The 12,627-nt window shown below is 46.7% G+C and carries 14 protein-coding genes; 8 read left to right on the top strand and 6 right to left on the bottom strand.

Going from position 1 to position 12,627, the window contains the following annotated elements:
- Positions 1 to 53 precede the first annotated feature (53 nt).
- The 3 genes from AC3FZD_RS01050 (at position 54) to AC3FZD_RS01060 (ending at position 2,034) form a co-directional block, all read left to right on the top strand.
- Positions 54 to 227, top strand: a complete 174-nt coding sequence (locus AC3FZD_RS01050; protein WP_488738350.1) for a hypothetical protein — start codon at positions 54 to 56, stop codon at positions 225 to 227.
- An 18-nt stretch (positions 228 to 245) separates the two neighbouring features.
- On the top strand, positions 246 to 947 hold the full coding sequence (locus AC3FZD_RS01055; protein WP_488738351.1) for a peptidoglycan-binding domain-containing protein: 702 nt from the start codon (positions 246 to 248) through the stop codon (positions 945 to 947).
- A gap of 94 nt (positions 948 to 1,041) precedes the next feature.
- A complete protein-coding gene (locus tag AC3FZD_RS01060) occupies positions 1,042 to 2,034 on the top strand; it encodes a peptidoglycan-binding domain-containing protein (protein ID WP_488738352.1) in 993 nt (330 codons plus the stop codon).
- A gap of 97 nt (positions 2,035 to 2,131) precedes the next feature.
- Here AC3FZD_RS01060 and AC3FZD_RS01065 read toward each other — a convergent pair whose 3' ends face one another.
- The 4 genes from AC3FZD_RS01065 to murC all read right to left on the bottom strand — a co-directional run bounded on the left by AC3FZD_RS01065 (position 2,132) and on the right by murC (position 5,664).
- Positions 2,132 to 2,608: a low molecular weight protein-tyrosine-phosphatase gene (locus AC3FZD_RS01065; protein WP_488738353.1), complete on the bottom strand. Its 477-nt coding sequence runs from the start codon at positions 2,606 to 2,608 to the stop codon at positions 2,132 to 2,134.
- A gap of 90 nt (positions 2,609 to 2,698) precedes the next feature.
- Positions 2,699 to 3,046: a YbaB/EbfC family nucleoid-associated protein gene (locus AC3FZD_RS01070; RefSeq protein ID WP_488738354.1), complete on the bottom strand. Its 348-nt coding sequence runs from the start codon at positions 3,044 to 3,046 to the stop codon at positions 2,699 to 2,701.
- Between the two features lie 127 nt (positions 3,047 to 3,173).
- Positions 3,174 to 4,157, bottom strand: a complete 984-nt coding sequence (gene murB / locus AC3FZD_RS01075; RefSeq protein ID WP_488738355.1) for a UDP-N-acetylmuramate dehydrogenase — start codon at positions 4,155 to 4,157, stop codon at positions 3,174 to 3,176.
- Positions 4,158 to 4,212: 55 nt separating this feature from the next.
- On the bottom strand, positions 4,213 to 5,664 hold the full coding sequence (gene murC, locus AC3FZD_RS01080) for a UDP-N-acetylmuramate--L-alanine ligase (protein ID WP_488738356.1): 1,452 nt from the start codon (positions 5,662 to 5,664) through the stop codon (positions 4,213 to 4,215).
- A gap of 300 nt (positions 5,665 to 5,964) precedes the next feature.
- Between murC and AC3FZD_RS01085 the strand changes: the two genes are divergently transcribed.
- Both AC3FZD_RS01085 and AC3FZD_RS01090 read left to right on the top strand, forming a co-directional pair.
- On the top strand, positions 5,965 to 6,132 hold the full coding sequence (locus AC3FZD_RS01085) for a hypothetical protein (RefSeq protein WP_488738357.1): 168 nt from the start codon (positions 5,965 to 5,967) through the stop codon (positions 6,130 to 6,132).
- A gap of 183 nt (positions 6,133 to 6,315) precedes the next feature.
- Positions 6,316 to 7,332, top strand: a complete 1,017-nt coding sequence (locus AC3FZD_RS01090) for a type I glyceraldehyde-3-phosphate dehydrogenase (RefSeq protein WP_488738358.1) — start codon at positions 6,316 to 6,318, stop codon at positions 7,330 to 7,332.
- A gap of 10 nt (positions 7,333 to 7,342) precedes the next feature.
- Here AC3FZD_RS01090 and thiL read toward each other — a convergent pair whose 3' ends face one another.
- Complete coding sequence (gene thiL, locus AC3FZD_RS01095) at positions 7,343 to 8,365, bottom strand: thiamine-phosphate kinase (protein WP_488738359.1); 1,023 nt, start codon at positions 8,363 to 8,365, stop codon at positions 7,343 to 7,345.
- A 49-nt stretch (positions 8,366 to 8,414) separates the two neighbouring features.
- Between thiL and AC3FZD_RS01100 the strand changes: the two genes are divergently transcribed.
- The gene (locus AC3FZD_RS01100) at positions 8,415 to 8,954 is read left to right on the top strand and encodes a cofactor assembly of complex C subunit B (RefSeq protein ID WP_488738360.1); all 540 of its coding nucleotides are present in this window, start codon (positions 8,415 to 8,417) and stop codon (positions 8,952 to 8,954) included.
- A gap of 91 nt (positions 8,955 to 9,045) precedes the next feature.
- Here AC3FZD_RS01100 and AC3FZD_RS01105 read toward each other — a convergent pair whose 3' ends face one another.
- Positions 9,046 to 9,375, bottom strand: a complete 330-nt coding sequence (locus AC3FZD_RS01105; protein ID WP_488738361.1) for a DUF3155 domain-containing protein — start codon at positions 9,373 to 9,375, stop codon at positions 9,046 to 9,048.
- A gap of 283 nt (positions 9,376 to 9,658) precedes the next feature.
- Between AC3FZD_RS01105 and AC3FZD_RS01110 the strand changes: the two genes are divergently transcribed.
- Complete coding sequence (locus AC3FZD_RS01110; RefSeq protein WP_488738362.1) at positions 9,659 to 10,942, top strand: GAF domain-containing sensor histidine kinase; 1,284 nt, start codon at positions 9,659 to 9,661, stop codon at positions 10,940 to 10,942.
- Positions 10,943 to 11,037: 95 nt separating this feature from the next.
- Positions 11,038 to 12,612, top strand: a complete 1,575-nt coding sequence (gene lysS, locus AC3FZD_RS01115; RefSeq protein WP_488738363.1) for a lysine--tRNA ligase — start codon at positions 11,038 to 11,040, stop codon at positions 12,610 to 12,612.
- Positions 12,613 to 12,627: the final 15 nt, after the last annotated feature.

Here is a 12,627-nt window from a genome sequence, read left to right on the forward strand (position 1 = left end):
GTGATACCCTGAGAACACAAAATTCATCAGCACTCACCCAAAAGCGCTCCTTTATGTATCATAAACATTCTGATTCCCATTGGCTCGAAGCGATCGTTACTGGTAGTATTGGCGCAGGTATTGTCACCTCTTTTGCCGTTAGCCAAGGACAACATCCCCTAATAGGTCTAGCCATTACCCTATTTGCGGGCATCTGTGCTTGGTTAATCGATCGGGCGATGAACTAATTGAAACTGATTTAATCCATGTTTACCTTTATATTACCCTGGGGGACACGAGTCTCTTTGGGTTCTCCCTTAATCCAAACCCTACTAACGATCGCTCTAATTATAGGATCGGTAACCCTTGAAGTCCGAGGACTGGAGATGGGAGAAGATGGGCCAGAAGTACGGGAATTACAGCAACAATTGCAAAATTTGGGGTACTTCAATCTCCAGCCCACAGGACTCTTCCGAGAAGCCACCAGAGATGCAGTCATCCAATTTCAGCAAGACCAAGGTTTAATCCCCGATGGCATTGTGGGGGAAGAAACTTGGAGTCGATTACGTTCAGGAGAAATAGGGGGAACTAGCTTAAAATTAGGCGATCGCGGCCCAGAAGTTAGTACACTGCAAGCGCAATTAAAGGCAGCCGGATTTTATGATGGCCCAGTCACTGGGGTATATGGCGAGTTAACCGTAGAAGCGGTAAAAGCCTATCAACAAGCCCAAGGCTTAACCCCAGATGGCATCTATGGCAGCCTCACTCAAGCTCGACTCGAAGGGAGAGCGTCTGTAGATCAGTCCTTAAGTTCAAGGTCAGATCCCCAGGTTTTAGAATTACAGCGCCGCCTAAAAGCCAGAGGGTTTTATGATGGCCCTCTAGATGGCATTTTAGGCCCCCAAACCCAAGAAGCCATATCTAGAGCGCAAGAAAGGTATGGCATTAGTCCAGAAGATATTCGTTAAGTCTCTCGGTTGAATAATTTCGAGTTATTTTACTCCAAAAGATAGCCTAAAATAAGGGCAACCTGGACATTTGGATTAAGATCCCTCACTTTCTATGGACTCTCTAGCCTATCTCCATCTAGCCCTAGCCTATCAAGATTCTACCCATGCTGAAACGATCTTAGGAAAATGGATCAAGCAATCTTGGCAACAGTGGCTGGCTAAACCCATTTCTAGTCGATTTATCCTGCGGTTACTCTCTTTAGGCATTACCCTGGCAATTATGACTTTAGCTCAAGTTGCTCTAGCCTTACAATCCGGAGATTCTGGCCCAGAGGTGGCTCAACTTCAACGAGATTTACAGCAGTTGGGATACTATCGAGGTCCCATAAGCGGATACTTTGATGAAGCTACCGATCGAGCCGTGAGAACATTACAAAGCTATGCGGGTCTACAGGTAGATGGTGATGTTGGCCCCAATACTCGACTAGAAATGAGTCAACGTTTAACCTTTGGCAATCAAGCCGCCCAATTACCCTTCGTCACTTTACCCCCTCCACCCCCAATAGCCGGTTATAATTCTCCGACATCACAGGTGATGTTTGGCGATCCTCTTCCGGGTCAATTGGGTTATAATCAGCAATCTTGGACGATTAATCGTACCCTAAGACGAGGCGATCGGGGTTGGGACGTTGGATTACTACAAAGTCGATTAGCGGATTTAGGCTTTTATTTCGGAGAAATTGATGAAACTTACGGCGAACAGACAGAGCGTGCGGTATCCGGGTTTCAGCGCTCTAGACGTTTATGGCCGAGTGGTGTAGCGGATGCAGAAACCCTACAAGCTTTAGGTGTCAACCCAGGAACTGGAGGAGATCCTTCGTTTATTACGGTAACCCTTAAAGGATATGTGGTCGTTATTCCCACGGGTAATTATCTTATGGTTTCTCAGGTGCAGTCTTTCTATCCCAGTGCCATAGCAGCCCGTAATCGTCGAGGACGATATGTTTATATAGGCAGCTATAACAATCGCGCTCAAGCGGAGAGTCAGTCCGCTTTATTGCGATCGCAAGGCTTCACCAATGCCAGAGTTGTCTATTTCCGTTAACCTCTGGATATACACCGAAACAGATAGGGTGAGCAGTAATAGAATTGAAATGACACAATGAGATCCTGCCCACTCTATGATGACTACTCATTAATTTTTAATCTTTAATCTTTAATTGATCTAACAATCCCTCACAGGCATCCATCAGCAAATCAATCACCTGATTAAACCCTTCCGGGCCGCCATAGTAGGGGTCTGGCACTTCCGAAAAATTGGGGTGACGAGTGCAGAAATCACACATTAAACGCACTTTATCTTTGTAACGATTCTCTTGGTCAAGGTACAGAATATTACAGTAATTATCCTTGTCCATGGCCAGGATCAAATCAAACGCTTCAAAATCTTCCCTCTGGAACTGACGCGCTCTGCCCTTAAGCTCAATGCCTTGTTTGGCTGCTGCGGCGGTCATGCGGCGGTCTGGAGGGCTACCGATATGATAGGCACTGGTTCCCGCCGAATCACAAACAATTTCTGCCTCTAAACCCCGTTGGCGGATCAAATGATTCATGATATTTTCCGCAGAAGGCGATCGGCAAATATTTCCTAGACAAACAAACAACAATTTATATGGCATTCTTTTAGAAACTTGATCGAGTCACGACAAGATAGGGGAATGGAAATCTGTTCACTTGCCGATCCCAGACCCATTACCCCCGATCGAGAATTATCCCATGCCAGGCAGATTTAAGCCTTCGGTCAAGGCTTCCATCTTCTCTTTCATCGTCGCTGTAGACTTATTGTAAGCATCCTTCATCGCCGCAGTCACCAAGTCCGAGACCACCTCAGCCCCTTCTCCCAGAACTTCAGGCGCAATGGTGACGCGCTGGGGATTTTGATTCCCATTCATCACCACTTTAACGAGTCCACCTCCCGCTTCTCCCTCAACTTCGAGTTGCTCTAACTCTTCTTGGAGTTTTTGCGCTCCCTCTTGAACCTGTTGAGCTTTCTTAAACGCTTCGGTCAGCTCTTTCATTTTTCCTAAACCGAAGCCAAATCCCTTTCCTTGTGACATAACTAATTACTCTAATTTGGGTTATTCTGCTTTTCTACGCTATTTTACCCACAGTTGGCTCAGGCACAACCAAAACTGCTTGAAAAACTCCAGCTCGGTTCCAAAAGCCTCACTGGAGTTTCTGACATTATAGGTTAAAGTTCCCTAAAATTTTGACTTCCGGTCTCAATTGGATTGACCATCGCCGAGCCACCTGTTCCTGAACTTTGTGAATCAACTGATAAATATCACTGGCTTTGGCATGGCCGCAGTTGAGAATAAAGTTAGCATGGAGTTCAGAAACCTGGGCATCCCCAATTTTATAGCCCTTTAACCCAGCTTTTTCAATTAATCGGGCAGCTTTTTCAGGTTCAGGATTGCGGAATACACTACCACAACTGGGTAGATGATAGGGTTGGGTAGCGTGACGTTGATGAAGATGGGTATTGGTAGTGGCTATGACTCTTTGGGGATCGTGGGTCGGTGTTAGTTGAAATCGAGCCTGAGTAACCGTATAGTTAGACCCTTGGAGGATAGAAGACCGATAACCATATTCCAAGTCTATATTGGTTAAAGTTTGGTGAATTCCATTACCCGATATCACTTGAATATCCATGAGGACATCCGCCATACAGCTTTTGTGCGCCCCAGCATTCATCACCACAGCGCCCCCAACAGTTCCCGGAATCCCGATCGCCCATTCCAGACCAGACCACCCCCGGCGAGCCACTTGGCGGGCTAAATAGGCCAAGGATACCCCCGCATCGGCCTTTACTTGTGCCGTGCGGTCATCATACTCTAGGCCTCTCACATTGCGCGTGCCGATTACCAGTCCAGGTAATCCTTCATCACTGATTAACAGATTTGATCCTGCCCCAATTACCGTTATGGGCAAGGATTTGGCATTCGCCCAAGCGAGACAGGTGAGTAATTCCGATTCATTTTGAGGCGCTGCATACCATTGAGCTGGCCCACCTACCCGAAATGAGGTTAATCCAGCTAAGGATACCTGAGCTTGAATCATACTGGGCTGACTGGTCACCTCCGTCGGTTTAAGCTTCATGCTTTCAGAGGCAATCTGAGTGAGGCCGCAAGCACTTTTGAGTCTAGGGGGATCGTAGGAAATTGTCATTGGTTTTGATCAATGGTGTATGGGCAGGTGGAGGGGGTGGGAAGCAAGTGAGGGATTAGGCTGAACGAGAGGTAAGCTTGGGAATAATTTGGTTTAAGTTCCCTGCTCCTAGAAAAACAGCATAATCTCCAGGCTTTAAAGTGGTCACCAAGTAATCTTCAACGTCTTTGAGGGTGGGTTGATAGCAGACCCAATCGTGATATTCATGGATTACTTCAGCTACCGTTTCACCCTGAAGATCTTCTACATTCGCTTCACCGGCACTATAGATATCTGTTACCACGACTTGATTCGCTTGTCCGAAGGATTGGGCAAATTCGGTCAAAAACATTTGGGTTCGACTATAGCGGTGGGGTTGGAAGATAGCTATCACGCGCTGGTCTTTAGCTCTTAGGCTGGCTGCGGCTAAAGTAGCTTGGATTTCACTGGGATGGTGAGCATAGTCATCAATGAGTATACTGCCATTAAATTCTCCTCGGTATTCAAAGCGCCGCTTGGCTCCCTCAAAGGAGGATAAGGCCTCCTGAATGGTGGAAAATTCGATTCCTAAATGGCGACCTACGGCGATCGCCGCCAGTGCGTTGCTCAGATTGTGCTGACCCAAGAGGGAAATTTCGATATTTCCTAACACCTGGCCCCACTCCCATACCCTGGCTTGGGTTCCTTGGGAGGTATAAACAACCCGATCGACGCTATACGCTGCCCCTGACTCTACATCTAAACTATAGGTAATCGTTGGATGAATGCGATCGCGCACGGTTGGGCAATCGATGCATCCCACTAATGTTTTACACTGTTTCTTAAATATTTCAAAGGTTTCAATCACCTGATCGAGACTTTGATAGTGATCGGGGTGATCTAACTCTATATTGGTAATTACCCCAATTTCTGCTGCTAATTTAACCAGAGAACCGTCAGATTCATCTGCTTCTGCTACTAAAAATTCTCCTTGGCCAAATCGAGCATTACCCTCCCAAGCATTGACTTCACCCCCAATAATAATGGTGGGGTCTAACGCGGCTCTAAGTAAGAGATAACCGATTAAGCTACTGGTAGTTGTTTTACCATGGGTTCCGGCCACCGCTACACTGCGATAGTCTTGGATCAGGGCAGCGAGAACATCTGAGCGATGAAAGATAGGACAGCCTAATTCTAGAGCAGCTCTATATTCTGCGTTATTGGTGTTGATGGCCGTTGAGCAAATGACTTGAGGTAAATGCTGGGCCGGTTGCAGGTGAGCTGTCTTCAAAGCTGTGGAGCTTGGGTTTTCTTCCTCTGGGTTAGGATGGGCTAACTGATGATAGATCTCCAAATTTTTGCCCTCTTGAGAGCCAAAAATCCGAGTCCCTAAATCCTGTAAGCGTTCGGTAATATGGGATAGACGAATATCTGAGCCAGACACCGGTAGATTTCGTTTCGCTAATATGTACGCTAAAGCGGACATCCCAATCCCACCTATCCCTATAAAATGGAAGGGTTTGCCGCCAAAGTCTATTGGACTTAGCATTTTTTTCCTCACACACCACACCAATAACACGCGATATCATATTGCAGCATTTGCTTGCATGGCAATACTATGCCACAAAATCCCCAGATCGGTTGATGAAAATCCTCCTCGGTTTGCCTTCCCCGATCGAGGTCTATCAACACCATAGATCGGTTTTGATTTTTGTGATTTTTGTGATATAATTCATCACTTTTTATCTTCTGTCGCCTGGCGCTCTTGACCCCCTAGCAGAAATTAAACCAGATTGGGTAAAGAACTCGGTTCCCTTTTATGGTATCTTCAGATTGAACATGCTTCCTTATGCTCAGGAAGCCAACTCGATTCTGGAAAGTTTTCTGGAATTTAGAGGAGAAACAGCAGAGGCTGGTTCACCCAGGCCATGCTCCATTGAAGTTAACCCTGAATCATGAGGTGGACTTCCTTGTTCCCTTGAGGGCGATCGCCGCTAGGTCAACCCCAAAGCCGTAGCTTTTTCTACAATTTGGGAGGGGTCAAGCGGTAAATAACTGTCCATTAAGATTCAGGAAGATGGGAGCGAGTTCTGTAGAGCAATTAAACTCGATAGGTCGTTTGCCAGTCGAGTTAAGGTCAAAATAAACATTCAGCATTTGCTTAAAAATACTTGGTTGAAGAAATAGAGGGCAAGACGAAGTGATTAGAGTAGCAATTAATGGTTTTGGTCGGATTGGACGGAACTTCATGCGGTGCTGGGCAGGCAGAGAGAACAGCAACCTGGAAGTTGTAGGTATTAATGATACTTCCGATCCCAGAACAAACGCTCATTTGCTTAAATATGACTCCATGTTGGGTACATTTAGCGCAGAGATATCGGCAGACGAAAACTCCATAACGGTCAATGGTAAAACCGTTAAATGTGTTTCCGATCGCAACCCCCTAAACTTACCCTGGGCAGAATGGGGAGTTGATTTAATTATTGAATCGACGGGTGTATTTGTTACCGAAGAAGGGGCATCAAAACATTTAGAAGCAGGTGCGAAAAAAGTTCTGATTACCGCTCCTGGAAAGGGAGGTGGTATCGGAACTTTTGTGGTTGGGGTTAACGATGCTGAGTATCGGCATGAAGATTATAAAATCGTTAGTAATGCCAGTTGTACGACCAACTGTTTAGCTCCGTTTGCTAAAGTTCTCCATGAGAGCTTTGGCATTATCAAGGGAACCATGACGACCACCCATAGTTATACGGGTGACCAACGCCTATTGGATGCTTCCCACCGGGATGTGCGTCGTGCTAGAGCGGCAGCTTTGAATATTGTTCCTACCTCGACTGGAGCAGCTAAAGCAGTAGCGTTAGTGATTCCTGAATTAAAAGGAAAACTCAATGGTATTGCGATGCGGGTTCCCACTCCCAATGTATCCGTTGTGGATTTAGTGGTTCAAGTGGAGAAAAAGACCTTTGTAGAAGAGGTTAACGAAGTGCTGCAAGAAGCGGCTGAAGGCCCCCTGAAAGGAATTCTGGAATACAGCGATCTCCCCTTGGTTTCTTGTGACTATCGGGGTCATGATGCCTCTTCTATTGTGGATGCCAGCTTAACGATGGTCATGGATGGCGATATGGTAAAAGTGATTGCCTGGTATGACAATGAGTGGGGATATTCTCAGCGTGTTGTGGATCTGGCTGAAGTGGTAGCTAAGAACTGGCAAGCCTAGAAACATTCCCTCAATCGCTCATCGACTCCATAACTGAATTAAAATGTTGGAAGCCCCAATTTCGATCTAAGGTCGAGTTGGGGTTTTGTTTATCTTCTGGGGCTGAATCATCTAAAAGTTCAATGCGATCGCCAAAAATCAGTTCTCCGATGATAGCAGCATCTTCTCCCAGTTTCTCCACCAAAGGATGAGCCACTTCTGGAGCAAGACACAACACTAACTCAAAATCTTCTCCCCCATATAATGCCCAATGGCGAATTTGTGCTTCAGAAAGGACAGCCGTTAAGCCGTGAGCAGTGGGAATTTGCTGGAGATGAATCCTAGCACCTACGCCACTGGCGCGGCAAAGTTGCTCTAAGGCATCAGCTAACCCATCACTACTATCCATTCCGGCGATTCGTTGAGGATTTAAATCCCAGAGGAGAGGTAAAACATCAAGACGGGGTTGGGGATATTGATGAGCTTTAATTAACCGTTGGCGATCGCCTGGCGATAGTGCAGTAGACCATTCTGGGTTTAACAAACATTCTAATCCAGCACGGGAGGCTCCATGAACCCCGGTAACGACAATCTGATCCCCTGGTTTTCCGGTATGGCGCTGACAGAGATGGTGGGGTTCTACTTGTCCCAAAGCCGTAATACTGAGGGCAATAACGGGCGATCGCACCACATCGCCCCCTATAATCGGAGTCTCATAGGGTTGTAAACCGTCACTCATCCCTTCATAAAGGGACTCTACCCACTCCACATCAGTCTCCCCGGTCAAACTTAACCCCACAGTGATCCCAATAGGAGAAGCCCCCATCGCCGCTAAATCCGATAAATTCGCGGCCACTGCTCGCCATCCTACAGCATGGGGAGGCGTGGTGCGATCGCTAAAATGGACTCCATCGACCAATACATCTGTGGTTACCACCATGCGGTATCCTGAATCTAGATCCACCACTGCCCCATCATCTCCCACCCGATGGGCAGCACAAAATCGGAAGAGACGCTGCAAAAGCCCCTGTTCCCCGATATCTTTAACCTTCATAAGACCGTCGTAAAATACTAAAAACGTCTTCTATAGTTTAAACCCTGACATGATCGGCGAAAATCCTGCCTTAATCCCCCTACTGATTCTGACCCTGCTGTTGTGTATCGGTCTCTTTTTCTTTATCAAAGCATCGGTTAAACCGCGAACGGAAGAAATGACGTTCATGACTAACTCCACCGAAGAAGAACTGCTTCCCCAACTGCAAGACTATTTTGACCGTCGAGCCTATCATGTTACTGCTCTAGAGAGTCAAACCCAAAAAATTACCCTAGAAGGAACCGTTCAACCGAGTTGGTTTTTGGCCATCTTTCTCTCTTTTTTAGCTGCCCTGGGCCTTCTTTGTGCTAATCTGGTTTTTTCCACCCTCTGGCCTGATTTTCCCCCGATCCTGTGGATGGGAGTCTTGCTTGCCCCTGGTGCGGGTCTGTTTTACTGGAAGGGTGCTTATCGCACCGAACAAGTGGAACTGCAAGTTCAGCCCCTAGATCCGCCCACCCCAACAGCCCAAAACCTAATTGCTGTTAAAGCGCACCGAGATGAACTGGCTGAATTCGAGAAAGCCTTGCAGTCTTTCCTCTCTGAGTGAGGCAGAGTTCGAGCAAGAACTCCGCCCCATCAGATCTCTGATTGACCTGAAGCTTGACACGCTGCTATCCGATCGGATAAGGTGTATCAACTTATTTGGCTTCAGTTACGCGAGTCCCCAGTAGCATGGATGAGGGTTGAAGGTCATCGGGATGTTTGAGACTGGGAAACAGAAAATGGTTTTCCTCAACATATTGAGCGCCAAATAAACCTTTTTCTGCCCAGAAATACCGATCTGTGGTATGCTCGTTCCGCTTGACCAACAATAAAGCGGGTGGGATAATCCCCTGGGCACGAATGAATTTTCGAGCTGCTGTCACGGGTTTATCTTCGCCGCTTTCAATGCTATACTGAGGAACTTGTTCGAGGATGCGTCGCCCTTCCTGACGACGACGGCTTTTGCGCTTACGTCTCCTAGCCAAATGTCCTTACCTCCCCTTTTAGCAGACAGATGTAGTTGTGGTTACAAAATACGTGCAGATTATATCGGTTTATATGAAAAAAATCAATCAGTCTTAAGATAAATCCACAAAATCCTCTAATCATAGGGGCTTGATCCCTCTGGAGATCCCCGCTAGGCATCCCAGGTTAAACCCCCTGAAAACCCCTAAGCCATTACAATAGGAAAAAAGGAATTGCATGTTAGTAGGACTGAAGTCTCTAATGTTGTGGATTCCTAACGTCCCTGCTTAAGTTCTATTCCTCATGTTAAGGCCTGCCAGTTCGGAATTTATTGAACTGTGTCGATCGCAAATCTCCTTGCTGACCCAATGCTTGGGAGCATCTTTAAGTGCAGTTTATCTAACGGAACACCATTTAGACCGGTCGTTTACCCAATTGATTCCGATCGCCGCTTACCCGGATCGGCCGACCCATTGGAAGGAGTTGGCCGAGATCGCGTTTCTTCCCTATGAGGAACCCGTGCAAGGACTCGCCCTTTCTTTGCCCGATGCCCTCGATCCTAAGCTAGAATCAGCCGAGTCTGAGGTATTACCCCAATCTCATCAATTGATTCTACCGCTCGTCAAACAAAAAATGTTGATGGGCTTTTTAGTCACGCAACGCCAGGATCGGCAATGGAATGAATTAGAGCGAGAACAGATTCAACAAATTACGAATACTCTAGCGATCGCCTGTTTGCTGGATCAACGGGGACAATGGTCTGAACACCGCTATCAACAGCAGACCGAGCTACAAAGCAAGCGCCATGAGCTGTTCCATAATTTTCTCCATCAATTCCGCAACCCCTTAACCGCTCTGAGAACATTTGGGAAACTGCTACTGAAACGATTGCCTGCTGCCGATCCCAATCGGGCGATCGCCGAAAATATGCTCCGTGAAACAACCCGTCTCCAGGATTTGCTGCACTATTTTAACCAATCAATGGATGCCCTAGAAGTACCGAGTAAGCGCCTCGATGGGGATCTGCCCTCAGAACAGCGACTGTTGAGCGCAACCCCTTCCCCTGTAGCCCAGCTTCCGCCTTCTTTGGGGGAAATCTCCCTCAAGCTTGAATCTTGCGCTATTGAAGAGATTTTAGCTTCTCTTTTACCTTCGATTGAGGCGATCGCCGCCGAGAAAGGTCTCGATCTGACTTGTCAGATTCCCCCTCATTTACCCCTAATTGAAGTCGATCCCACCGCGCTAACGGAAGTTTTAAATAACCTCTTGGAAAATGGGATCAAGTACACCCCAGCACCAGGAACCCTTTACCTACAAGTGACCGCTCACAACGCCCAAAATCAACTGTTAATTGCCATTAGCGACACTGGCCCAGGGATTCCCCCAGCAGACATTACCGAGGTCTTTAAGCGCCATTATCGCGGGGTTCAGAGCCAGGGAGAGATCCATGGAACAGGTTTGGGTTTGGCGATCGCCAAAGACTTAACCGAACAAATGCAGGGGAGCATCAAAGTATTTAGTCCAGCGGCCTATCCACCCGAAGCGACTCAAGGTACAACCTTTGTGGTGAGTTTACCCATTCCGTAACGAAGACCGACATTAAAACCCAAAACCTTCAAAACCTAGATTTTTCAAATCATTGATATTATAATCAAAAGATTGTGGATAAATAAAAACGCATTATGTTTTGGGCAGATCAGATCGCAAAAGATGCACAGGGCGAACCAATTGTCAACGACTCAAAAACCCCATCCGGTCGCGTTCACGTCGGATCGCTACGGGGAGTCGTTATTCATGATGTCATCTATCGTGCCTTAAAACATGCCCAAAAACCCGTCAAATTTCTCTATGGTGTCGATGATTATGATGCCCTAGATACGGTTCCGCGCTATCTCAACCCAGAGCAATTTAACCCCTATCTCGGCTATCCCCTCTGCAATGTTCCCTCCCCAGAAGAAACCGCCAGCGACTGGGCTAAATACTTCATGGATGAATTTCTGCAAGTCTTTGACTATTTAGGCGTAAAACCGCAAATTTATTATCTGCGCGACCTCTATCGCACCGGACAACTGAACCCCTATATTGACACCTTCTTAAACAACGCCCACTTAATTCGCCAAGCCTACGAACAAGTCAGCAAAGCCAAACGACCCGATGATTGGTATCCTTTCCAAGTCATCTGTGAAAAGTGCGGTAAAATTGCCACCACCGTCGTCACCGATTATAACGGCGAACAAGTCTTTTATACCTGCAAACCCGACAGCACCGACTGGGTAGAAGGATGCGGTCATTCCGGTTGGGTTTCTCCCTTTGATGGCAACGGAAAATTACCCTGGAAAGTGGAATGGGTGGCTAAATGGGATCTATTAGGAGTCACCATTGAATTAGCCGGAAAAGACCATTCTCAAAAAGGCGGATCGCGTGATGTAGCCAATGCCATTTGCCGCAAAGTGCTGAAAAAACAGCCTCCTTTCCATTCTCCCTATGAATTCATTCTAGTCAATGGTACAAAAATGAGTTCCTCCAAAGGAGTCGGTTCCAGTGCCAGAGATATGGCAGATTTATTACCGGCTGAACTGCTGCGGTTTTTGATGTTAAGAACGCCTCCCAAAACAGTCATTAATTTTGCGCCTAACTATGAAACCACCACTCGTCTTTTCCGGGATTATGATACCTTAATGGGCAAATATCAAGAATGGCAAAGTTCTGAAGAAGATGGCGAATTATCTAAGGACTTAATGCCCCTCTTGTATGCCCAGTTAGGGAGTGAAATTAAACCCTATCAACCCTTCGATCTGAGTACCTTAATTTCCTTGCTACAAATTCCGGGGTTAGACATTGAAGACGAGATTCAAAAACGGATGCCTCCCCTGACGGATAAGGATTGGCAAGAGATCCGAAAACGAATTGCTGTTGGTAAGAAATGGCTTGAAGATTATGCTGATGAAGAAGAAAAGTTAGTCATTTATTGGGATCATATTCCCCCAGGAGCCAGTCAATTATCTGACGAACAAAAGGCTTATCTTAAACAATTGGTCGCGCATCTGGAACAGGCAGAAAATTGGGAGGGAGAGGAGTTACAAACCTTAATTTTCTCCGCCACTAAGGAGTTATCCATTCAACCTAATGTAGCGTTTCCTGCCATTTACCAATCTTTCCTGGGGAAAGAACGGGGGCCAAAAGCAGGGGGTTTATTGTCCTATTTAGACCGCAAGTTTGTGGTAGAGCGCTTAAAGGCTGTTATCGCCTTGGGCTAATGCCCTGAGTGGACT

The sequence above is a fragment of the Roseofilum sp. KMC-1 genome (assembly GCF_057802075.1).